Below are 24,223 nucleotides of genomic sequence, written 5' to 3' on the forward strand. Positions count from 1 at the left end.
ACTGGGGATCAAAGGAGACCGGTATGAGCCAACGAGGCCTGGAAGCATTGCTGCGGCCAAAGTCGATCGCCGTTATTGGCGCATCAATGAAACCACAGCGCGCCGGTTATCTGATGATGCGCAACTTGCTGGCTGGCGGGTTTAACGGCCCCGTCCTCCCCGTTACGCCAGCGTGGAAAGCGGTTCAGGGCGTACTGGCCTGGCCTGACGTCGATAGCCTGCCCTTCACGCCCGATCTCGCCGTGCTTTGCACCAACGCCCGCAGAAACCTTGAGCTGCTGGAAGCGCTGGGGCAAAAAGGGTGCAAAACCTGCATCATCCTCTCTTCTATACCCGAACAGTATCCCGCTCTGCTGGAATGTGCCGCCCGCTATCAGATGCGGCTGCTCGGCCCAAATAGTCTGGGCCTGCTTGCGCCGTGGCAGGGTCTTAACGCCAGCTTTTCGCCGGTGCCTATACATCGAGGTAAACTGGCGTTTATTTCGCAATCGGCGGCGGTCTCCAATACCATCCTGGACTGGGCTCAGCAGCGTGAAATGGGGTTTTCTTACTTTATTGCGCTGGGCGATAGCCTGGACATTGACGTTGATGACCTGCTTGACTTCCTCGCTCGCGACAGTAAAACCAGCGCTATTTTGCTCTATCTCGAACACCTCAGTGATGCCCGCCGCTTTGTCTCGGCGGCCCGTAGCGCATCGCGTAATAAGCCAATCCTGGTGATTAAAAGCGGACGCAGTCCGGCTGCGCAGAAGCTCCTGCACGTCAATTCCGGTATGGATCCGGCGTGGGATGCCGCTATTCAGCGCGCAGGCTTATTGCGGGTACAGGATACGCACGAGCTGTTCTCTGCGGTCGAAACCCTTAGCCACATGCGCCCGCTGCGCGGCGAGAAACTGATGATTATCAGCAACGGTGCCGCTCCGGCAGCACTGGCGCTGGATGAACTTTGGCTGCGTAACGGCAAACTCGCCGCGCTCAGCGAAGAGACCAGCAGCGCTCTCCGTCAGGCATTACCGGAAACCATCGATATCACCAACCCGCTGGATCTCCGCGATGACGCCAGCAGCGAACATTACCTCAAAGCGCTGAACGTACTGCTGGATAGCCATGACTACGATGCGCTGCTGGTGATCCATTCCCCCAGCGCTGCTGCGCCGGGGACAGAAAGCGCGCTGGCGCTGATTGACGCCCTGAAGCGCCATCCGCGCGGCAAATACGTTACGGTTCTCACCAACTGGTGCGGTGAGTTCTCTTCACAAGAAGCGCGGCGCCTGTTTAGCGATGCGGGGCTGCCGACCTATCGAACGCCTGAAGGAACCATTACCGCTTTTATGCACATGGTGGAGTACCGGCGTAACCAGAAACAGCTCAGGGAAACCCCGGTCCTGTCAGATTCGTTAACCACTAACACTGCCGAAGCGCACAGCCTGCTGCAACGCGCAATGAATGAAGGCGCAACGTCGCTGGATACCCATGAAGTGAGCCCTGTTCTGCGCGCTTACGGTATTCATACCCTGCCGACGTGGATTGCCGCCGATAGCGCCGAAGCTGTACATATTGCCGAGCAGATTGGCTACCCCGTCGCTCTGAAGCTGCGCTCGCCTGATATTCCGCATAAGTCAGAAGTTCAGGGGGTTATGCTTTATCTGCGTACGGCTACCGAGGTACAGCAGGCTGCGGACGCGATTATCGATCGCGTCAAAATGACCTGGCCTCAGGCGCGTATTCACGGACTGCTGGTGCAAAGCATGGCTAATCGCGCCGGGGCGCAGGAACTGCGGGTTGTCGTTGAGCACGATCCGGTTTTTGGGCCGCTGATCATGCTGGGAGAAGGCGGCGTCGAATGGCGGGCTGAGGATCAGGCCGCCGTCGCGCTCCCGCCGCTGAATATGAACCTTGCGCGCTACCTGGTTATCCAGGCCGTCAAAAGTAAAAAAGTGCGCGGCCGCAGCGCGTTACGCCCTCTGGATATTCCCGGCCTGAGCCAGCTGTTGGTACAGGTATCGAATTTGATCGTCGACTGCCCGGAAATACAGCGCCTGGATATTCACCCTCTACTGGCTTCCGGCCACGAGTTCACCGCGCTTGACGTAACATTAACGCTCGCCCCCTTCACCGGCGACAGCGAAAGCCGCCTCGCCATACGCCCTTATCCACAACAACAGGAGGAGTGGGTGGTGATGAAGAATGGCGAACGCTGCCTTTTCCGTCCCATACTCCCGGAAGATGAGCCGCAGCTGATGGCCTTTATCGCTCAGGTCACAAAGGAAGATCTCTACTATCGTTACTTCAGCGAAATCAACGAATTTACCCATGATGATTTAGCCAATATGACGCAGATCGACTACGATCGAGAAATGGCCTTTGTTGCTGTACGCACCACGGTCGAAGGGAATGAGATCCTCGGCGTGACGCGGGCGATCTCCGACCCTGATAATATCGATGCCGAGTTTGCCGTCCTGGTGCGCTCCGACCTGAAAGGTATGGGTTTAGGCCGCAAGCTTCTGGAAAAGCTGATTGCCTATACGCAAAACCACGGCCTGCAGCGGCTGAATGGCATTACCATGCCGAATAATAAAGGCATGATCGGCCTTGCCAGAAAGCTAGGATTCTCGGTTGATATTCAGCTTGAAGATGGGATTGTCAGTTTGTCTCTACAGCTTGTACATGAGCAATTACAAACGGCTGGCCGCAATTGTTGACTACTTTAACGGGCAGTAATGGTATTATTGCCCGCTTACGTCGTCTGCATGGTACAGAAGACCCTTCAATAAACAGAGAAGAAACGCACTGTGATGTTGTCAAAATTTAAACGCAATAAACATCAACAACACCTTGCCCAACTCCCTAAGCTTTCTCAGTCAGTTGATGATATCGAGTTCTTTTACGCGCCGGCAGATTTTCGGCAAGCGTTACTGGCCAGGATAGCTCAAGCCACCCAGCGTATTTGCATCATTGCGCTTTATCTGGAACAGGATGATGGCGGCAAAGGGATTTTGCAGGCGCTATACGACGCTAAGCGTCAGCGTCCAGAATTAGATGTGCAGGTGCTGGTCGACTGGCATCGCGCCCAGCGCGGACGTATTGGCGCCGCGGCGTCAAACACCAATGCCGACTGGTACTGCCGCATGGCTCAGGAAAACCCCGGTGTCGACATCCCGGTTTATGGCGTTCCGGTCAATACCCGGGAAGCGCTCGGCGTTCTCCATTTCAAAGGCTTTATCATTGATGACAGCGTGCTCTACAGCGGCGCCAGTCTGAATGACGTTTACCTGCATCAGCACGATAAATATCGTTATGACCGCTACCAGTGCATTCGCAACGGTAAAATGGCCGATGTGATGTTCGACTGGGTTGAGAATAACCTGGTGCAAGGGCGTGGAGTTAACCGCCTTGACAGGGCCGATCGGCCAAAAAGTCCGGAAATTAAAAATGACATCCGTCAGTATCGCCAGGAGCTCCGCGATAGCGGCTATCATTTTCTCGGCAATGCTGATGAAGAGCAGCTGTCGGTTACCCCTTTAGTTGGTCTGGGGAAGACCAGCCTGCTGAATAAAACCATTTTCCATCTGATGCCCTGCGCTGAGCATAAGCTGACTATCTGCACCCCTTATTTCAACCTGCCCGCTCTGCTGGTCCGTAATATCATTCAGCTGCTACGCAGCGGGAAGAAAGTTGAAATTATCGTTGGTGATAAAACCGCTAATGATTTCTATATTCCGGAAGATCAGCCGTTTAAAATTATCGGCGCGCTGCCCTACCTTTATGAAATCAATCTGCGGCGTTTTCTGAGCCGGCTGCAGTATTATGTCAACACCGATCAGCTAATTGTCCGTTTATGGAAGGATGACGATAACAGCTACCACCTGAAAGGCATGTGGGTTGATGACGAATGGATGCTGCTGACCGGCAATAACCTGAACCCGCGCGCATGGCGACTGGATTTGGAGAACGCGATTCTTATCCACGACCCGAAACATCAGCTTGGCGCAATGCGCGAAAAAGAGCTCAATCTCATCCGCAAACATACTACGATCGTTCAGCACTATCGCGATCTACAGAGTATTGCCGATTACCCGATAAAAGTACGCAAACTGATCAGGCGCCTGCGACGTATTCGAATCGATCGCCTTATCAGCCGTATTCTCTGAATTCCCGCCCCGCTCAGCGGGGCTTTTTTCTGGAATTAGTATGCGCATCATCATGCTTATCGCCCCACTATTATTACTGACCGGCTGCAGCCATATGGCTAATGATGCATGGAGTGGCCAGGATAAAGCCCAACACTTCCTCGCTTCAGCCATGCTCTCTGCCGCAGGCAACGAATACGCCCAGCATCAGGGCTATAGCCGCGACCGTAGTGCCGCCATTGGCTTTATGTTTTCCGTGAGTTTAGGGGCATCAAAGGAGCTATGGGACAGCCGCCCGTCCGGGAGCGGCTGGAGCTGGAAGGACTTCGCATGGGATGTGGCAGGTGCCACTACCGGCTATGCGGTATGGCAGCTGGCACATCAGTAAGCCTACAAACGTAGACCCTTACCTTTACGATGTAGCGTTAGGGACACCAGGAATGCGATTGCTCCCATTACGGTCACGTACCAGTAAAAAGCGTGCTCAATTCCTGCCGATTTTAACGACAGCGCGACGTACTCAGCCGAGCCGCCAAATAGCGCATTCGCCACCGCATAAGATAGCCCAACCCCCAGGGCGCGTACCTGTGCCGGAAACATTTCAGCCTTCAGAATTCCGCTAATTGAGGTATAAAAGCTCACTATCAGCAGGGCACATATCACTAAAGCAAATGCCGCATACGGCGAACTCACGTTCTGTAATGCATTGAGAATTGGAACAGTAAAAACGGTAACAAGTACGCCAAAACAGAGCATTGAGGTCCGGCGGCCAATCTTATCCGAGAGCGCGCCAAAAAGTGGCTGAACCAGCATATAAACAAATAAAGCCGCGGTCATAATCATGCTGGCGGTACCCGCCGTCATGCCAGCGGTGTTGACCAGATATTTCTGCATATAGGTTGTAAAGGTATAAAAGCTTAATGAGCCGGCGGCCGTAAACCCCAACACCATAATGAATGCTTTGCGGTTACGCCATAATCCTTTAAACGATCCCGCTTCTTTTAATGCGCGAGTTTCCTGTTTTGAAGTTTCATCCAACTGCCGACGCAGCCACAGGGCAACGATGGCTAATACTGCGCCGAGAGCGAAGGGGATCCGCCATCCCCAGGCATGCAGCTCCTCATCGCTGAGGATCTGTTGTAACGCAACAACAACAAGTACAGCCAGAAGTTGGCCGCCAATCAGCGTGACGTACTGAAATGAGGCATAGAAACCTTTTTTACCTTCTACCGCAACTTCGCTCATATAGGTCGCGCTGGTACCGTATTCTCCGCCAACGGACAGACCCTGAAATAAACGAGCCAGCAATAGCAGAGCCGGAGCCCAGGTACCTATCGTTGCATAACCCGGCAGGCAGGCAATCACCAGTGAACCAAAACACATCATGCATACGGAGATAAGCATAGAGGTTTTACGTCCGCGGCGGTCAGCAATGCGCCCGAATATCCAGCCTCCGATCGGACGCATCAGAAAACCAGCAGCAAATACCCCAGCAGTTTGTAATAATTGAGTTGTGGTATTACCTGAAGGAAAGAAGATGTGCGCAAAGTAGAGTGAGCAAAATGAATAGACGTAGAAATCAAACCATTCAACTAAATTCCCTGACGATGCCCCTACGATTGCCCATATACGGCGCCGGGTATCACCGTGATCCTGGGATTCACGTTCGCTAATACTGCTTTCTGTCATTGTAATTCTGCTCCAGCAAAGACTGCAATCTGCTGTGTTGGATGACCCAACTCACTCAGACAAATTAATTAGTGAACCAAATGTTATATAGTTGTTATCATTTTATATGTGATAAATATCACATTTTATTTCTTACTGTGGCTATTCAAGATTAACGCGAACGGACAGGCTGGGATGAAGTGAAATATGAGGGTAAGTGCATCTGAACAGGCTTTTATATTACAAGGAAGGAGGGGAATGCATGGCTGGACAGAACGATTTTGCTTATCTGAAACGCAAAAAGCCCATCCGTCAGGATGGGCTCTTCACGTGTTTGATGCCTGGCAGTTCCCTACTCTCACATGGGGAGACCCCACACTACCATCGGCGCTACGGCGTTTCACTTCTGAGTTCGGCATGGGGTCAGGTGGGACCACCGCGCTATCGCCGCCAGGCAAATTCTTTGTGCTCAGTACGCAATTCTTTATCGCATCTGCCGCGTTGCCCGCGCTCGTAAAGTCAGTCACATACCTCAGTATGCTCCTTCCTTTCCTTCGCTTGTCGCCTTGCTGCTGCGCAAATTATTGCGTACTCAACTCTGAATCAATGCTGAAATTGTTGTCTTCTCAAATCCGCCAAAACATCTTCGGCGTTGTAAGGTTAAGCCTCACGGTTCATTAGTACCGGTTAGCTCAACGCATCGCTGCGCTTACACACCCGGCCTATCAACGTCGTCGTCTTCAACGTTCCTTCAGGACTCTCAAGGAGTCAGGGAGAACTCATCTCGGGGCAAGTTTCGTACTTAGATGCTTTCAGCACTTATCTCTTCCGCATTTAGCTACCGGGCAATGCCATTGGCATGACAACCCGAACACCAGTGATGCGTCCACTCCGGTCCTCTCGTACTAGGAGCAGCCCCCCTCAATTCTCCAGCGCCCACGGCAGATAGGGACCGAACTGTCTCACGACGTTCTAAACCCAGCTCGCGTACCACTTTAAATGGCGAACAGCCATACCCTTGGGACCTACTTCAGCCCCAGGATGTGATGAGCCGACATCGAGGTGCCAAACACCGCCGTCGATATGAACTCTTGGGCGGTATCAGCCTGTTATCCCCGGAGTACCTTTTATCCGTTGAGCGATGGCCCTTCCATTCAGAACCACCGGATCACTATGACCTGCTTTCGCACCTGCTCGCGCCGTCACGCTCGCAGTCAAGCCAGCTTATGCCATTGCACTAACCTCCTGATGTCCGACCAGGATTAGCTGACCTTCGTGCTCCTCCGTTACTCTTTAGGAGGAGACCGCCCCAGTCAAACTACCCACCAGACACTGTCCGCAACCCGGATTACGGGCCCACGTTAGAACACCAGCCATTAAAGGGTGGTATTTCAAGGATGGCTCCATGCAGACTGGCGTCCACACTTCAAAGCCTCCCACCTATCCTACACATCAAGGACCAGTGTTCAGTGTCAAGCTATAGTAAAGGTTCACGGGGTCTTTCCGTCTTGCCGCGGGTACACTGCATCTTCACAGCGAGTTCAATTTCACTGAGTCTCGGGTGGAGACAGCCTGGCCATCATTACGCCATTCGTGCAGGTCGGAACTTACCCGACAAGGAATTTCGCTACCTTAGGACCGTTATAGTTACGGCCGCCGTTTACCGGGGCTTCGATCAAGAGCTTCTCCTTACGGATAACCCCATCAATTAACCTTCCGGCACCGGGCAGGCGTCACACCGTATACGTCCACTTTCGTGTTTGCACAGTGCTGTGTTTTTAATAAACAGTTGCAGCCAGCTGGTATCTTCGACTGATTTCAGCTCCATGGGTAAACCACTTCACCTACATATCAGCGTGCCTTCTCCCGAAGTTACGGCACCATTTTGCCTAGTTCCTTCACCCGAGTTCTCTCAAGCGCCTTGGTATTCTCTACCTGACCACCTGTGTCGGTTTGGGGTACGATTTGATGTTACCTGATGCTTAGAGGCTTTTCCTGGAAGCAGGGCATTTGTCACTTCAGCACCGTAGTGCCTCGTCATCACACCTCAGCGTTAATAACGTTCCGGATTTACCTGGAACATCCGCCTACATGCTTAAACCGGGACAACCGTCGCCCGGCCAACATAGCCTTCTCCGTCCCCCCTTCGCAGTAACACCAAGTACAGGAATATTAACCTGTTTCCCATCGACTACGCCTTTCGGCCTCGCCTTAGGGGTCGACTCACCCTGCCCCGATTAACGTTGGACAGGAACCCTTGGTCTTCCGGCGTGCGGGTTTTTCACCCGCATTATCGTTACTTATGTCAGCATTCGCACTTCTGATACCTCCAGCAACCCTCACAGGCCACCTTCAACGGCTTACAGAACGCTCCCCTACCCAACAACGCCTAAGCGTCGCTGCCGCAGCTTCGGTGCATGGTTTAGCCCCGTTACATCTTCCGCGCAGGCCGACTCGACCAGTGAGCTATTACGCTTTCTTTAAATGATGGCTGCTTCTAAGCCAACATCCTGGCTGTCTGGGCCTTCCCACATCGTTTCCCACTTAACCATGACTTTGGGACCTTAGCTGGCGGTCTGGGTTGTTTCCCTCTTCACGACGGACGTTAGCACCCGCCGTGTGTCTCCCGTGATAACATTCTTCGGTATTCGTAGTTTGCATCGGGTTGGTAAGTCGGGATGACCCCCTAGCCGAAACAGTGCTCTACCCCCGAAGATGAATTCACGAGGCGCTACCTAAATAGCTTTCGGGGAGAACCAGCTATCTCCCGGTTTGATTGGCCTTTCACCCCCAGCCACAAGTCATCCGCTAATTTTTCAACATTAGTCGGTTCGGTCCTCCAGTTAGTGTTACCCAACCTTCAACCTGCCCATGGCTAGATCACCGGGTTTCGGGTCTATACCCTGCAACTTAACGCCCAGTTAAGACTCGGTTTCCCTGCGGCTCCCCTATACGGTTAACCTTGCTACAGAATATAAGTCGCTGACCCATTATACAAAAGGTACGCAGTCACCCAACAAGTGGGCTCCTACTGCTTGTACGTACACGGTTTCAGGTTCTTTTTCACTCCCCTCGCCGGGGTTCTTTTCGCCTTTCCCTCACGGTACTGGTTCACTATCGGTCAGTCAGGAGTATTTAGCCTTGGAGGATGGTCCCCCCATATTCAGACAGGATACCACGTGTCCCGCCCTACTCTTCGAGTTCACAGCCTGTGTGTTTTAGTGTACGGGAGTATCACCCTGTACCCTGCGACTTTCCAGACGCTTCCACTAACACACAAGCTGATTCAGACTCCGGGCTGCTCCCCGTTCGCTCGCCGCTACTGGGGGAATCTCGGTTGATTTCTTTTCCTCGGGGTACTTAGATGTTTCAGTTCCCCCGGTTCGCCTCGTTTGACTATGTATTCATCAAACGATAGTGCAACGAATTGCACTGGGTTTCCCCATTCGGACATCGCCGGCTGTAACGGTTCATATCACCTTACCGACGCTTTTCGCAGATTAGCACGTCCTTCATCGCCTCTGACTGCCAGGGCATCCACCGTGTACGCTTAGTCGCTTAACCTCACAACCCGAAGATGTTTCGTAAAACATCATCGTGTCGCGAAAATTTGAGAGACTCGAACACACATTAACTGTGTGTCGTTTCAATTTTCAGCTTGATCCAGATTTTTAAAGAGCAAATATCTCAAACGTCACCCGAAGATGAGTTTTGAGATATCGGTTGGTTGTGCCTTTCACTCACAGCCAGCAAGTGGCGTCCCCTAGGGGATTCGAACCCCTGTTGCCGCCGTGAAAGGGCGGAGTCCTAACCGCTAGACGAAGGGGACACGAGGTGTCACGACTTCGCAGCCGTCTTGCTTCTTTACATCTATCAGACAATCTGTGTGAGCACTACAAAGGCAGGTTCTTTAAGGTAAGGAGGTGATCCAACCGCAGGTTCCCCTACGGTTACCTTGTTACGACTTCACCCCAGTCATGAATCACAAAGTGGTAAGCGCCCTCCCGAAGGTTAAGCTACCTACTTCTTTTGCAACCCACTCCCATGGTGTGACGGGCGGTGTGTACAAGGCCCGGGAACGTATTCACCGTGGCATTCTGATCCACGATTACTAGCGATTCCGACTTCATGGAGTCGAGTTGCAGACTCCAATCCGGACTACGACATACTTTATGAGGTCCGCTTGCTCTCGCGAGGTCGCTTCTCTTTGTATATGCCATTGTAGCACGTGTGTAGCCCTACTCGTAAGGGCCATGATGACTTGACGTCATCCCCACCTTCCTCCAGTTTATCACTGGCAGTCTCCTTTGAGTTCCCGGCCGGACCGCTGGCAACAAAGGATAAGGGTTGCGCTCGTTGCGGGACTTAACCCAACATTTCACAACACGAGCTGACGACAGCCATGCAGCACCTGTCTCAGAGTTCCCGAAGGCACCAAAGCATCTCTGCTAAGTTCTCTGGATGTCAAGAGTAGGTAAGGTTCTTCGCGTTGCATCGAATTAAACCACATGCTCCACCGCTTGTGCGGGCCCCCGTCAATTCATTTGAGTTTTAACCTTGCGGCCGTACTCCCCAGGCGGTCGACTTAACGCGTTAGCTCCGGAAGCCACTCCTCAAGGGAACAACCTCCAAGTCGACATCGTTTACAGCGTGGACTACCAGGGTATCTAATCCTGTTTGCTCCCCACGCTTTCGCACCTGAGCGTCAGTCTTTGTCCAGGGGGCCGCCTTCGCCACCGGTATTCCTCCAGATCTCTACGCATTTCACCGCTACACCTGGAATTCTACCCCCCTCTACAAGACTCCAGCCTGCCAGTTTCGAATGCAGTTCCCAGGTTGAGCCCGGGGATTTCACATCCGACTTGACAGACCGCCTGCGTGCGCTTTACGCCCAGTAATTCCGATTAACGCTTGCACCCTCCGTATTACCGCGGCTGCTGGCACGGAGTTAGCCGGTGCTTCTTCTGCGGGTAACGTCAATCGACAAGGTTATTAACCTTATCGCCTTCCTCCCCGCTGAAAGTACTTTACAACCCGAAGGCCTTCTTCATACACGCGGCATGGCTGCATCAGGCTTGCGCCCATTGTGCAATATTCCCCACTGCTGCCTCCCGTAGGAGTCTGGACCGTGTCTCAGTTCCAGTGTGGCTGGTCATCCTCTCAGACCAGCTAGGGATCGTCGCCTAGGTGAGCCGTTACCCCACCTACTAGCTAATCCCATCTGGGCACATCTGATGGCAAGAGGCCCGAAGGTCCCCCTCTTTGGTCTTGCGACGTTATGCGGTATTAGCTACCGTTTCCAGTAGTTATCCCCCTCCATCAGGCAGTTTCCCAGACATTACTCACCCGTCCGCCACTCGTCACCCGAGAGCAAGCTCTCTGTGCTACCGTTCGACTTGCATGTGTTAGGCCTGCCGCCAGCGTTCAATCTGAGCCATGATCAAACTCTTCAATTTAAGTTTGATGCTCGTGAATTAAACTTCGTAATGAATTACGTGTTCACTCAGAGACTTGGTATTCATTTTTCGTCTTGCGACGTTAAGAATCCATGTCACTTTGAGTGCCCACACAGATTGTCTGATAAATTGTTAAAGAGCAGTGCAACGCGGCTTTCGCTCACCGTTGCGAGGTCCCGTATAATACGTTTTCCTCATTCAGAGTCAAGCGTTTAATTTCGCTTTTCTCTGCCGGTATTCATCGCTGAATCCCGCTGACCCGGCGGCTTGCGTGCCGTTGTTCCGTGTCAGTGGAGGCGCATTATAGGGAGTAATTCTGAAGTGGCAAGGGGAATTTTAAAAAAAAATCTCACCCGCTCAATTTTCAGCCAAAACATCGACTGAGATTAAATTATTGCCTGGTTTTTAAACAAAAACGAGCCGAGTTGGCCCGTTTTTGCTGTTTTGTGATTTACTGCACTGCCACTATCCGGTCATTTTTCACGACCAGCCGTACTTCTTTACCCGGAATCAGCTCACCGGAAAGAATCTGCTGTGCCAGCGGGTTTTCGATCTGCTGCTGGATAGCACGTTTTAGAGGACGTGCGCCATAAACCGGATCGTAGCCGTTTTCGCTAAGCAGCTTCAGCGCCTCATCAGAGAGGTGGACTTCGTAGCCGCGCTCCTCCAGTCGTTTATACAACCGCTGCAGCTGAATCTGCGCAATAGAAGCAATATGTTTTTCACCTAACGGGTGGAAGACAACCACTTCATCAATACGGTTGATAAATTCCGGGCGGAAGCTTTGACTAACCACGCCCAGCACCAGATCTTTCATGTGACTATAATCCAGGGCACCAAAACGTTCCTGAATGAGATCCGAACCGAGGTTGGAGGTCATGATGACCACCGTATTGCGGAAGTCGACCGTTCTCCCCTGCCCGTCAGTTAAACGTCCATCGTCCAGTACCTGCAGCAGAATGTTAAAGACATCCGGATGCGCTTTTTCCACTTCATCCAGCAGGATGACGGAATAAGGGCGACGGCGGACCGCCTCAGTGAGATAACCGCCTTCTTCATAACCGACGTATCCCGGAGGTGCCCCAACCAGACGTGAAACGGAATGTTTCTCCATAAACTCTGACATGTCGATACGTACCATCGCATCGTCGCTATCAAACATAAAGTTAGCCAGCGCTTTACAGAGTTCTGTCTTACCTACCCCGGTAGGGCCAAGGAACAGGAACGAGCCAATCGGACGGTTAGGGTCGGATAACCCGGCACGACTACGGCGGATCGCGTTCGATACCGCTTCAACCGCTTCGTTCTGACCAATAACGCGGCTATGCAGCTCCTGCTCCATACGCAGCAGCTTCTCACGTTCGCCTTCGAGCATTCTCGCAACCGGAATCCCCGTCCAACGAGCCAGCACTTCCGCGATTTCCGCATCCGTGACTTTATTACGCAGCAGACGCATGGTCTTGCCTTCAGACTGCGTTGCCGCCGCCAGCTGCTTTTCCAGTTCCGGGATCTTACCGTACTGCAGCTCGGACATCCGCGCCAGATCGCCGACGCGACGCGCCTGCTCAATCGCGATTTTAGCCTGTTCCAGCTCGGCCTTAATCGTCTGGGTACCAGAGAGCGACGCTTTTTCAGCCTTCCACTCTTCTTCTAAGACTGAATATTGACGTTCTTTATCCGCCAGTTCCTCATTCAGCATATCCAACCGCTTAATGCTGGCTTCGTCAGACTCTTTCTTCAACGCCTGCTGTTCCAGCTTGAGTTGAATGATGCGTCGATCGAGTCTGTCCAGCTCTTCCGGTTTTGAGTCAATCTGCATGCGGATGCTGGACGCAGCTTCATCGATCAAGTCGATAGCTTTATCCGGCAGCTGTCGGTCGGCGATATAACGGTGAGACAGCGTAGCCGCCGCTACAATCGCCGGGTCAGTGATCTGCACGTGGTGGTGCAGTTCATAACGCTCTTTCAGACCACGCAAAATCGCAATGGTATCTTCAACTGTCGGTTCCGCAACGAACACTTTCTGGAAACGACGCTCCAGCGCGGCGTCTTTCTCAATGTACTGGCGATACTCATCCAGTGTCGTGGCGCCCACGCAGTGCAGCTCACCACGCGCCAGCGCCGGTTTCAGCATATTCCCGGCGTCCATAGCACCGTCTGCTTTACCTGCGCCCACCATCGTGTGCAGCTCATCGATAAAGAGGATGACGTTGCCTTCCTGCTTGGCGAGATCGTTTAGCACGCCTTTTAAACGTTCTTCAAACTCACCGCGATACTTGGCACCCGCCACCAGCGCGCCCATATCAAGCGCCAGGACTCGACGCCCCTTCAACCCTTCCGGTACTTCACCGTTGACGATCCGCTGCGCCAGCCCTTCAACAATGGCCGTTTTACCTACGCCGGGTTCACCAATCAGCACCGGGTTATTTTTGGTACGACGCTGCAGAACCTGAATCGTTCGACGAATTTCTTCATCACGGCCAATTACCGGGTCAAGCTTGCCCTGCTCGGCACGTTCGGTCAGATCGACGGTAAATTTTTTCAAAGCCTGACGTTGGTCTTCGGCTCCCTGATCGTTCACGCTTTCACCTCCGCGCATTTGTTCAATCGCCTGACTCACGTTAGCGGTTGTGGCTCCGGCGGATTTTAAAAGGTCGGTCAGAGTGCCGCGTGATTCAAGCGCAGCCAGAACGAACAGTTCTGACGAAATAAAGTTGTCCTTTCTCTTTTGCGCCAGCTTGTCGCAAAGGTTAAGGATACGCACTAAATCCTGAGAAGGTTGAACATCGCCACCGGTACCTTCCACCTGCGGCAATCGGCTCAACGCCTGTTCAATATTGGTGCGTAACTCTCCGGCGTTGATGCCAGCCGAAGTTAATAAAGGACGTACCGATCCCCCTTCCTGATTCAGCAAGGCGCTCATTAGATGAAGAGGTTCGATGAATTGGTTGTCGTGCCCAAGCGCAAGAGACTGGGCATCGGCAAGAGCAAGCTGGAATTTATTGGTAAGACGATCCAGACGCATAACTCCTCCCATAACAGGTCAAATTTGCTACTGGAGATTAAATGAGGTCATCCCTCAATTATTCAAGGTTAAAGACCTGAACTATGCAAAAATAAGTTTGCCTTCTGGATCGTCTTAGTTCGGCAGGTTATATCAGCCAGATGAAACTTGCCATACGACCCGTCGTCTTGTCGCGACGATAAGAGAAAAAATCATCTTTTTCGCTGAGGGTACAGCGGTCTCCGCCAAAAATCTGCTCAACGCCAACGCTCGACAGACGCTGACGGGCAAGCTGATAGATATCAGCAAAATACTTCTCACCCGCAGGGCGAAATGCGCGCTCCGCCTGGGTATCTTTTGCCATAAAGGCCTCACGCACCTCCGGGCCAACCTCAAACGCGTCCGGCCCGATAGCGGGGCCAAGCCAGGCCATAATATTTTCCGGACTATCGGCAAAACAGGCAACGGTTTCTTCCAGCACGCCTTCGCAAAGACCTCGCCAGCCGGCATGAGCAGCCGCAACCTCCGTACCCGCGCGGTTACAAAAAAGCACCGGCAGGCAATCAGCGGTCATCACCGCGCATACCGTACCCGGCACATTACAGTATGACGCATCCGCACGCTTTGACTCGTACGGCCCGCCGTCGAGTTTTAACACTGCCGTACCGTGAACCTGTTCCAGCCACACCGGGTATGACGGCAGACCGCCAGCGGCAAACATGCGCCGACGGTTCTCTTCTACGTGCTGCAGATTGTCTCCGCAATGAGCGCCGAGGTTAAGTGAATCGTATGGCGATAAACTTACCCCGCCAACGCGCGTGGAACTACAGGCAGCAACGCCTTCCGGCATCGGCCATTGCGGTACAATCACTTTAGTCATAACCAGTCGATATCGTCTTTATGAGTTTCAAAATCAGCGCGCATGGCATCGATCAAATCAACCATATCCTGCGGAATTGGCGCATGCCATTCCATTTCAATACCGCTGATCGGATGGTATAAGCGCAGCATCGTGGCATGAAGAGCCTGGCGGTCGAACTTACGCAGAGCAGTGATGAACTCTTCCGACGCACCTTTAGGCGGACGTGGGCGCCCTCCATAAACCTGATCGCCCACCAGCGGATGGGTGATGTGCGCCATGTGCACGCGAATCTGGTGCGTACGACCGGTCTCGAGGCGCAAACGCAAACGAGTATGAATGCGAAAATGCTCCATGATCCGATAGTGCGTCACCGCCGGTTTCCCCATGGGATGTACCGCCATATGCGTACGCTTGGTCGGGTGACGGCTAATCGGTTCTTCAACCGTTCCGCCAGCCGTCATATGACCAATCGCTACCGCTTCATATTCACGGGTAATTTCACGCAGCTGCAGGGATTCCACCAGTCGGGTTTGCGCCGGGATAGTCTTTGCTACCACCATTAAACCAGTGGTGTCTTTATCAAGACGGTGCACGATCCCCGCCCGCGGCACGTCAGCAATGGCGGGATAGTAGTGCAACAGCGCATTCAGCACAGTACCGTCAGGGTTGCCCGCGCCGGGGTGCACAACTAAATCGCGCGGTTTATTAATTACGAGGATGTCATCATCTTCATAAACGATATTGAGCGGAATATCCTGCGGTTGGAAACGGACTTCTTCTTCGATTTCAACATCGATAGCAATCGTCTCTCCCCCCAGCACTTTTTCTTTCGGCTTGTCGCTGACGCAGCCGTTTACCAGCACTCTCTGGTCAAGGATCCATTCTTTTATGCGCGAACGCGAATAATCCGGGAACAATTCGGCCAAAGCCTGATCTAAGCGTTGTCCGAGTTGATTTTCGGACACCGTTGCGTTGAGTTGTACTCGTTGTGCCATATACAGCTTCTTCGTTTTAACGTTGGGTTTTACGGCTTTGCCGTTTAATATAGTGTGCTATTGTAGCTGGTCTTAATCGGGAGCAGGAACAGAGATTCTCCCGCATAAACATTTTGAGGAAGTCAAAACGTCATGACGCGCATGAAATACCTGGTGGCAGCAGCCACACTGAGCCTGGCTTTGGTGGGTTGCTCTGGCTCAAAGGAGGAGGTGCCCGATAATCCGCCGAATGAGATCTACGCGACCGCTCAGCAAAAGCTGCAGGACGGTAACTGGAAACAGGCAATAACGCAACTGGAAGCGTTGGATAACCGTTATCCCTTTGGACCTTATTCCCAACAGGTACAGTTGGACCTGATTTATGCGTACTACAAAAACGCCGATCTACCGCTGGCTCAGGCCGCCATCGATCGCTTTGTGCGCCTGAACCCGACTCATCCTAACATTGATTACGTTATTTATATGCGTGGTCTGACAAATATGGCGTTGGATGACAGTGCGCTGCAGGGCTTCTTCGGCGTCGACCGTTCTGACCGCGACCCACAACACGCGCGCGATGCCTTTAACGACTTCTCCAAACTGGTTCGTGGCTATCCCAACAGCCAGTACTCTACTGACGCCTATAAACGTATGGTGTTCCTGAAGGATCGTCTGGCGAAGTACGAGCTGTCGGTTGTGGATTACTACACCGATCGTGGCGCATGGGTTGCGGTAGTTAACCGCGTAGACGGCATGCTGCGTAACTATCCGGATACGCAGGCCACCCGCGATGCGCTGCCGAAGATGGAAAACGCCTACCGTCAGATGCAGATGAACGCGCAGGCTGACAAAGTTGCGAAAATCATTGCAGCCAATAGCAAGAACACCTGATAGCCCTTAGATAAGCAAAACGGCAGCCAGATGGCTGCCGTTTTTTTATTCGTTAAATTGCTTAGCTGAAGCGGTTTAGCGCCGAGTTAACTCATCAAATATGGCTCCCTTTCTTCCTTTCCACAAGCAAAATCTCACCTGTTCCTGTCCTGTCTCACAAAACAGATTTGTTGACAAAAAGTGACAATAAAATGTGATTTAAATCACGCATTTTGACATTGGGCGAGGTATGCTGAGTTCACCAAGACGGGAAAGACAAGAGGTAAAATTTATGACAATGAACATTACCAGTAAACAAATGGAAATTACTCCGGCAATCCGCCAGCACGTCGCAGACCGTCTCGCCAAACTGGATAAATGGCAAACCCACTTAATTAACCCGCACATCATCCTCTCTAAGGAGCCGCAGGGTTTTGTCGCTGACGCCACCATCAATACGCCAAACGGACACCTGGTTGCCAGCGCACGGCACGAAGACATGTATGCCGCAATCAACGAATTGATCAACAAGCTGGAACGGCAGCTCAATAAAGTGCAACACAAAGGGGAAGCCCGCCGCGCCGCGACATCGGTGAAAGAGGCAGGCTTTGTGGAAGAAGAAGAGTAATCCTTAACTTAAGCTTGTGTCATGCCACGCGCCTCCGGGCGCGTTTTTTATTGACAGAGTGAAAACAGTACAGGTACTGTAATCCCCACTAACTCAAGGAATTCATCGTGAAACTGATCCCGTTCTTCTTCGCATTCTTTTTTACCTTCCCCTGAATGGGAGGCAATTCGTCGTGTGATAAAGAATGCGAAGACGAACAACAAGGCCTCCCAAACGGGAGGCCTTTTTTATTGATAATCAATAACAAGAAAGGCAACACATATGACCGAGGAAAACCCATTACTGGCGCTACGCGATAAGATCAGCGCTCTGGATGAGAAGCTGCTGGCGCTGCTGGCAGAGCGCCGCGGCCTGGCCGTAGAGGTAGGAAAAGCCAAGCTGGCCTCGCACCGTCCGGTGCGGGATATCGACCGCGAGCGGGACTTACTGGAACGCTTGATGACGTTGGGTAAAAAACATCATCTCGATGCCCACTACATCACGCGCCTGTTCCAGCTGATCATTGAAGACTCGGTCCTTACCCAACAAACGCTACTGCAGCAGCACCTCAATAAAATCAATCCGCACTCCGCGCGCGTGGCGTTTCTCGGACCGAAAGGTTCATATTCGCATCTTGCGGCCCGCCAGTATGCCGCCCGCCACTTTGAACAGTTTATCGAAAGCGGCTGTGCGAAATTCGCCGATATCTTTGAGCAAGTGGAGACGGGCCAGGCCGACTATGCCGTCGTCCCCATTGAAAATACAAGCTCCGGCGGCATCAATGATGTTTACGATCTTCTGCAGCACACCAGCTTATCTATCGTCGGCGAGCTGACTCTGCCTATCGATCACTGCGTGCTGGTCTCAACATCCACCGACGCGCAACAGATTACGACGGTCTACAGCCATCCACAGCCATTCCAGCAGTGCAGCCAGTACCTCAGCCGCTATCCGCACTGGAATATTGAATATACCGATAGCACCTCCTCAGCGATGGAAAAAGTCGCTCAGGCTAAATCGCCGACCGTTGCCGCGCTGGGCAGCGAAGCAGGCGGGGCGCTGCACGGTTTGCAGGTACTGGAACATTGTCAGGCTAACCAAACGCAAAATATCACCCGCTTCCTGGTTCTGGCGCGTAAAGCGGTGGAAGTCTCCGATCAGGTCCCCGCGAAAACCACGCTGTTGATGGCCACCGGCCAGCAAGCCGGGGCCCTGGTAGAAGCACTGCTGGTACTGCGAAACCATAACCTGATTATGACCAAGCTGGAGTCGCGTCCCATTCACGGTAATCCGTGGGAAGAGATGTTTTATCTGGATATCCAGGCCAACCTGGAATCACTGCCCATGCGTAAAGCTTTAAAAGAGCTGGCCGAGATAACACGTTCAATGAAGGTGCTGGGCTGTTATGCCAGCGAAAACGTGGTACCGGTCGAGCCGGTTTAACGCTCTATAAACGGCAATTTCTTCATCCCTGCCACGCTAACAGGCAGGGTGAAGATGGCGCCAGAAAGCGGATATTTCGCCACTTCCTCAGCATCCATATTCTCCCGCGTGGTGGTAATGTAGAGCGTCTTCATATCCGCTCCGCCAAAACAGACCATCGTCGGGCAACGCACCGGTAGACGATGCTCCTCCAGCTGCTCGCCCGTCGGCGAGAAGCGCGCAATACGCCAGCCGTCAAACATCGCGCTCCAGTAGCAACCTTCGGCATCGATGGCCGCGCCGTCTGGAATCCCCTCTCCCGGCTGAAAGCGCAGGAAGACCTCGCGTTTACCCGCCTCGCCCCGCTCATCGAGAGGTGTTCGATAGATAACGGCATTTGGCGTATCCGAGGTATACATCCAACGCTTGTCTTCGCTAAACGCCAGACCGTTAGCGCCGTGAATATCGCACTGGATAACCTGCGGGGAGAGATCGTTATCGATGCGCACTAAGAGCGCGCCGTTAAAATCTCCCGGTCCCCAGAAAGTCCCGGCATAAAAGCGGCCGTCGCGATCGGTTCCACCATCATTAAAGCGCGCTAATTGCGGATTGCTGGGGTTATCGCAGACTTTTCGCTGTAGAAGACCATGTGCATCAGTGAGCCAGATACCGCTGCGTAAAGCGACGATAAAACCGCCCTTTTCGCGCAGAGCAAAACAGCCGGGCTCCTCGGGAAATTGCAGAACCTGATGTTCACCCGTCTGCACGTCGTAGCGATGAATTTCGCATTCCATAATATCGGCCCAGTACAATGCCTGTTCGGCTTCGCTCCAGGTCGGACATTCCGGTAAATGCCCGGTGTAATCAAACAGCGGTTGTGGTTCAGCCATCGTTTTCATCCCTATAAAAAAAGCCAGCGGGTCACCCCTCTGGCTTTATTGTATACGTGTTTTACGCCTTACTGCCGATTATCATTCGCCTGGCGCAGCAACGTTCGGCTTTCGCTCTGGAAGCGCTGGGCATAGTCACCGAACCAGTGTTCAACCTTACGGAAGCTATCGATGAACGCCTGTTTATCTCCCTGCTCCAGCAGGCCGATAGCTTCACCGAAACGCTGGTAGTATCGCTTAATCAGCGCCAGGTTATTTTCCGAGGACATAATAATGTCAGCGTAGAGCTGCGGATCCTGGGCAAACAGTCGACCAACCATCGCCAGCTCCAGACGATAAATTGGCGACGAGAGCGCTAAAAGTTGCTCAAGACGCACGTTCTCTTCGGCCAGATGCAGACCATAAGCGAAGGTAGCAAAGTGGCGCAACGCCTGAATAAAGGCCATGTTCTGATCGTGTTCGATGGCGCTGATGCGATGCAGCCGAGCGCCCCAGACCTGAATTTGCTCCAGGAACCACTGATACGCCTCAGGCTGGCGGCCATCGCAGTACACCACTACCTGCTTCGCCAGACTGCCGCTATCAGGACCAAACATAGGATGCAGACCCAATACCGGACCTGTATGCGCAGCCAGCATCGCCTGCAGCGGTTCCGCTTTCACCGAAGCCAAATCGACCAGGATGCAGTCCGCCGGCAGCGGAGGCAACTGAGCAATCGTCGCCGCCGTGATATGAATCGGCACGCTGACGATAACCATGCCGGCATCGGCGACAATCTCGTCCGCCCGCGACCAGTCGTCTTTCTCCAGAATACGAACCTGATATCCGGAAAGCGTCAGCATTTTCTCAAACAGACGCCCCATTTGCCCGCCGCCGCCGACAATAACGACCGGACGCAGGTTCGGATAAAGCGTTTTAAAACCTTTATCGTTTTCGCTGGAATAAGACTCACGCATGACGCGACGCAAGACATCTTCGATAAGATCCGGCGGAACCCCAAGCGCAGCAGCCTCCTCACGGCGGGAGGCCAGCATCGCCGACTCGCGCTCAGGGACGTAAATCGGCAGGCCATATTGGCTTTTAACCTCTCCGACTTGCGCTACCAGCTCCAGGCGCTTAGCCAGCAGCTCCAGCAGCGCTTTATCGACTTCATCAATTTGATCGCGTAACGCGGTCAGTTCAGCAACCATATCATCCTCTTACGCCAGACGAGCCGCCAGATGGCCTCGCAGATCCTTATCAAGTTCGCGGAGCAGCGCATCGGTGGTTTCCCAACTAATGCAGGCATCGGTCACCGAGACGCCGTATTTCATATCGCAACGCGGCTGCTCAGAGGATTGATTACCTTCGTGGATATTGCTCTCAATCATCAGACCAATAATGGAACGGTTACCATCTTTGATCTGCGCGACCACGGATTCCGCAACCGCGGGCTGACGGCGGTAGTCTTTATTAGAATTCCCATGGCTGCAATCTACCATCAGAGAAGGTTTCAGTCCCGCCTGAGTCATCTCTTTTTCGCACTTCGCAACATCTTCCGGGCCGTAGTTTGGCGCTTTTCCACCACGCAGAATAACGTGACCGTTCGGATTGCCCTGCGTTTGCAGCAGGCACACCTGCCCGGCCTGGTTGATGCCGACGAAACGGTGCGGCATTGCGGCGGCGCGCATCGCGTTAATGGCGGTGGCAAGGCTACCGTCGGTGCCGTTTTTAAACCCAACCGGCATCGACAGGCCTGAAGCCATTTCGCGGTGAGTCTGGGATTCCGTCGTACGCGCGCCGATAGCGGACCAGCTAAACAGATCGCCGAGGTACTGAGGACTGTTTGGATCCAACGCTTCCGTCGCCAACGGCAGCCCCATATTGACCAGTTCAACCAGCAGACGACGCGCAATCTTCAGGCCGCCTTCCACATCAAACGAACCATCCATATGCGGATCGTTAATCAGCCCTTTCCAACCAACTGTGGTACGGGGTTTTTCAAAATAGACGCGCATGACCAGATAGAGGCTATCGCTGACCTCTGCGGCAAGAGCTTTAAAACGACGAGCGTACTCAATGGCGGTTTCAGGATCGTGAATCGAGCAAGGACCACACACCACCAGCAAGCGCGGATCGCGACCGGCGATGATGTCAGAGATAGTCTGTCGAGAGTGCGCGATCTGCGCTTCCTGCTCAACGCTCAAAGGGAATTCAGTTTTCAACTGATCCGGAGTGATCAAAACCTGTTCATCGGTAATATGTACGTTGTTCAGCGCGTCTTTTTGCATGATTGCGATCCTGTATAGCTCGTTTGCGATAGTTATTGCCTCAGCGAGGATGACGTAACGATACCACACAAAGTAAAGATTTCAATCCATATTACGTAAATTTTACTTTACACCAAGAAATTAAATCGCGCTACATTCCATTCTGATTGTATATTATTGTTTACACCAAGTGATTTAACGCCCATGACTCCCCTTTTTAAAGCCATTCTTTTACGAAAAATCCTGGTGAGAATTATCTTAAAGCGGCGAGGCTGGCTAATGACGCTTTTCATCAATAATGCTATTCTTCGCCCGGGTTTCAGCAATCTGCATCCCCCACGCTATGACAACCTGACGGAACCGTAATGACTGTTCTTCACCGTCTCTTTTTGACTTTAGTACTATCACTCGTGGGTATCTCTGCTGTTGCCTCCGGGCCGTCTGAAAATGTTCGGACGATCGTTTCGGGGATCGTGACTTATACACGCTGGCCGCAATTATCAGGTCCTCCAAGGCTATGTATTTTTTCGACATCACGTTATATCCATAGCCTGGCCGAAGAGGCACCGGAAATATTGCCTTACAAACCCGTGATTGTTCGTAATACAGAAGAAGCCTTACAGACGACCTGCGATGGTTTTTATTTTGGCAGTGAATCACCGATCCAACAGTCTGAATTTACGGCCAAATATGAAAACCGGCCCCTATTACTTATTGCGGAACAAAACACCGATTGCTCTATTGGCAGCGCTTTTTGCCTGCTTATAAACAATGAGAGAGTCAGATTTTCCGTAAATCTGGATGTACTGACGCACAGCGGCGTTCGGGTTAATCCCGAGGTGCTGATGCTTGCCCGGAAAACATCACATGAATAAGGATTTTTCTCAGGCCCCGCGCCCCACATTTAAAAGAGCGCTGCGCCGTATCAGCATGATAAGCGTGGTGATCTCTATGACACTGGTCTGGCTGTTACTCTGCGCCGCTTCCATATTCACACTTAAGCAGTACGCACAAAAAAACCTGGAGCTTACCGCCGCTACCATGGGTCGCAGCCTGGAAGCCGCGCTTGTTTTCGGCGATAGCGCAGCGGCTGAAGATACGCTGGCCACGCTGGGAAGACAGGGGCAATTCTCCAAAGCCATTCTGGTCGATGGCCGACAAAAACCCTTCGCCTCATGGCATAACGAACGTCTGGTCAGGCAGGATAAAATCAGCGACATTATCAGCAAATGGTTATTTCCTGAACCCACGGTACAACCTATCTGGCACCAGGGGAAAATCATCGGTGAACTCCGTCTGACCGCGCTGGACCGGCTGATAAGCTATTTTCTTGGCATCTCAATTATTGTGCTCACCGGCAGCATTTTTCTTGCTTCCTGCATCGCTTTGCTCCTGACCCACTCGCTGCACCGCGGCATTGTGGCTGCATTACAGAGCATTACCGAAGTGGTACATGACATTCGCGAAAATCGCCATTTTTCTCGCCGGGTCCCCGAAGAGCGCATTGAAGAATTCCACCTTTTTGCCCAGGACTTTAATAGCCTGTTGGGCGAAATGGAGGACTGGCAGCGACAGCTTCAGGCTAAAAATGCTCAGCTCCTGCGCAGTTCATTGCACGATCCGTTGACCGGTCTGGCTAACAGAGCGGCTTTCCGTAATGTCATTAATGAGCTGATGAAAGACGAAACCGTCCACAGTAGTTCCGCGCTGTTATTTCTTGATGGCGATAACTTCAAGCTTATTAACGATAACTGGGGCCACGCAGCTGGCGATAAAGTGTTAATTGAAGTCGCGAGCCGCCTGATGGCCTTTGTCGGCAAACAGCATCAGGCATGGCGTCTCGGCGGCGATGAATTTGCCATTCTGCTACGCGATGTTCATTCAGAGGCCGAAGTTCAGGCCCTGTGCCGTGCGTTGTCCGAACAGTTTATCCCGCCGTTTAATCTCCACAATGGCCACACCGCCAGTCTGTCACTGAGTATTGGATACGCTTTAACCTGGGAACATGCCTCCGCGGAAAATCTGCAAGAGCTTGCCGATCAAAATATGTATCGGATGAAACACCAGCGCTTGCAGCAAACGCAAAAATAA

At 52.6% G+C, this 24,223-nt stretch carries 16 protein-coding genes, 1 tRNA gene, 3 rRNA genes and 1 other annotated feature; of the genes, 9 read left to right on the forward strand and 11 right to left on the reverse strand.

Annotated features, from left to right (window positions below):
• Positions 1-23: 23 nt before the first annotated feature.
• The 3 genes from KCG39_RS11880 (at position 24) to KCG39_RS11890 (ending at position 4,518) form a co-directional block, all read left to right on the forward strand.
• Entirely contained in the window at positions 24-2,702 is a 2,679-nt protein-coding gene (locus tag KCG39_RS11880) for a bifunctional acetate--CoA ligase family protein/GNAT family N-acetyltransferase (RefSeq protein WP_004123724.1), read from the forward strand.
• 93 nt (positions 2,703-2,795) lie between these two features.
• Complete coding sequence (gene pssA / locus KCG39_RS11885) at positions 2,796-4,151, forward strand: CDP-diacylglycerol--serine O-phosphatidyltransferase (RefSeq protein WP_004123725.1); 1,356 nt, start codon at positions 2,796-2,798, stop codon at positions 4,149-4,151.
• Between the two features lie 40 nt (positions 4,152-4,191).
• Entirely contained in the window at positions 4,192-4,518 is a 327-nt protein-coding gene (locus KCG39_RS11890; RefSeq protein WP_004123726.1) for a YfiM family lipoprotein, read from the forward strand.
• Positions 4,519-4,520: 2 nt separating this feature from the next.
• Here KCG39_RS11890 and KCG39_RS11895 read toward each other — a convergent pair whose 3' ends face one another.
• The 8 genes from KCG39_RS11895 to rluD form a co-directional block, all read right to left on the reverse strand.
• A complete protein-coding gene (locus KCG39_RS11895) occupies positions 4,521-5,819 on the reverse strand; it encodes an MFS transporter (protein WP_004123728.1) in 1,299 nt (432 codons plus the stop codon).
• A 318-nt stretch (positions 5,820-6,137) separates the two neighbouring features.
• Positions 6,138-6,253: ribosomal RNA gene (rrf, locus tag KCG39_RS11900) — 5S ribosomal RNA — on the reverse strand.
• Between the two features lie 201 nt (positions 6,254-6,454).
• Positions 6,455-9,362 (reverse strand): 23S ribosomal RNA (locus KCG39_RS11905).
• Between the two features lie 190 nt (positions 9,363-9,552).
• Positions 9,553-9,627 (reverse strand) — tRNA-Glu (locus KCG39_RS11910).
• An 87-nt stretch (positions 9,628-9,714) separates the two neighbouring features.
• A 16S ribosomal RNA gene (locus tag KCG39_RS11915) occupies positions 9,715-11,254 on the reverse strand.
• The 16S, 23S and 5S rRNA genes sit together here with 1 tRNA gene alongside, the layout of an rRNA operon.
• A 451-nt stretch (positions 11,255-11,705) precedes the next feature.
• Positions 11,706-14,279 carry an ATP-dependent chaperone ClpB gene (clpB, locus tag KCG39_RS11920; protein WP_049115413.1) on the reverse strand — a complete coding sequence of 858 codons (2,574 nt, stop codon included), beginning with the start codon at positions 14,277-14,279 and terminating at the stop codon, positions 11,706-11,708.
• A 127-nt stretch (positions 14,280-14,406) separates the two neighbouring features.
• Positions 14,407-15,138 carry a purine nucleoside phosphorylase YfiH gene (gene yfiH / locus KCG39_RS11925; protein ID WP_004123735.1) on the reverse strand — a complete coding sequence of 244 codons (732 nt, stop codon included), beginning with the start codon at positions 15,136-15,138 and terminating at the stop codon, positions 14,407-14,409.
• Complete coding sequence (gene rluD / locus KCG39_RS11930; RefSeq protein WP_004123738.1) at positions 15,135-16,115, reverse strand: 23S rRNA pseudouridine(1911/1915/1917) synthase RluD; 981 nt, start codon at positions 16,113-16,115, stop codon at positions 15,135-15,137. The genes yfiH and rluD overlap by 4 nt, the downstream gene beginning before the upstream one ends.
• Positions 16,116-16,247: 132 nt before the next feature.
• Here rluD and bamD point away from each other — a divergent pair, with 132 nt between their 5' ends.
• From bamD to pheA, 4 genes are all read left to right on the forward strand, one after another.
• Positions 16,248-16,985 carry an outer membrane protein assembly factor BamD gene (gene bamD, locus KCG39_RS11935; protein WP_004123741.1) on the forward strand — a complete coding sequence of 246 codons (738 nt, stop codon included), beginning with the start codon at positions 16,248-16,250 and terminating at the stop codon, positions 16,983-16,985.
• A 271-nt stretch (positions 16,986-17,256) separates the two neighbouring features.
• On the forward strand, positions 17,257-17,592 hold the full coding sequence (gene raiA / locus KCG39_RS11940; RefSeq protein WP_004104616.1) for a ribosome-associated translation inhibitor RaiA: 336 nt from the start codon (positions 17,257-17,259) through the stop codon (positions 17,590-17,592).
• A 106-nt stretch (positions 17,593-17,698) separates the two neighbouring features.
• Positions 17,699-17,823, forward strand: a sequence feature (Phe leader region).
• Positions 17,700-17,747, forward strand: a complete 48-nt coding sequence (gene pheL / locus KCG39_RS11945; protein WP_101706155.1) for a pheA operon leader peptide PheL — start codon at positions 17,700-17,702, stop codon at positions 17,745-17,747. (Overlaps the previous feature by 48 nt.)
• A 30-nt stretch (positions 17,824-17,853) precedes the next feature.
• Complete coding sequence (pheA, locus tag KCG39_RS11950; RefSeq protein WP_004123744.1) at positions 17,854-19,014, forward strand: bifunctional chorismate mutase/prephenate dehydratase; 1,161 nt, start codon at positions 17,854-17,856, stop codon at positions 19,012-19,014.
• Here pheA and KCG39_RS11955 read toward each other — a convergent pair.
• The 3 genes from KCG39_RS11955 to aroF all read right to left on the reverse strand — a co-directional run bounded on the left by KCG39_RS11955 (position 19,011) and on the right by aroF (position 22,153).
• Positions 19,011-19,883, reverse strand: a complete 873-nt coding sequence (locus KCG39_RS11955; protein ID WP_087829091.1) for an SMP-30/gluconolactonase/LRE family protein — start codon at positions 19,881-19,883, stop codon at positions 19,011-19,013. The two genes, pheA and KCG39_RS11955, sit on opposite strands and share 4 nt — an antisense overlap.
• Positions 19,884-19,951: 68 nt before the next feature.
• Positions 19,952-21,073, reverse strand: a complete 1,122-nt coding sequence (gene tyrA, locus KCG39_RS11960; protein ID WP_004123751.1) for a bifunctional chorismate mutase/prephenate dehydrogenase — start codon at positions 21,071-21,073, stop codon at positions 19,952-19,954.
• Between the two features lie 9 nt (positions 21,074-21,082).
• On the reverse strand, positions 21,083-22,153 hold the full coding sequence (gene aroF, locus KCG39_RS11965; protein WP_004123753.1) for a 3-deoxy-7-phosphoheptulonate synthase AroF: 1,071 nt from the start codon (positions 22,151-22,153) through the stop codon (positions 21,083-21,085).
• Between the two features lie 344 nt (positions 22,154-22,497).
• Here aroF and yfiR point away from each other — a divergent pair, with 344 nt between their 5' ends.
• Together yfiR and dgcN are read left to right on the forward strand one after the other, a co-directional pair.
• Positions 22,498-23,007 (forward strand): regulatory sequestration protein YfiR, encoded by a 510-nt coding sequence (yfiR, locus tag KCG39_RS11970; protein ID WP_211811604.1) that lies wholly within the window; start codon positions 22,498-22,500, stop codon positions 23,005-23,007.
• Positions 23,000-24,223, forward strand: a complete 1,224-nt coding sequence (dgcN, locus tag KCG39_RS11975; RefSeq protein ID WP_004123765.1) for a diguanylate cyclase DgcN/YfiN — start codon at positions 23,000-23,002, stop codon at positions 24,221-24,223. Before yfiR ends, dgcN begins: the two co-directional genes overlap by 8 nt.

Source organism: Klebsiella pasteurii (assembly GCF_018139045.1).
In the GTDB taxonomy this organism is placed as follows: Bacteria; Pseudomonadota; Gammaproteobacteria; order Enterobacterales; family Enterobacteriaceae; genus Klebsiella; species Klebsiella grimontii.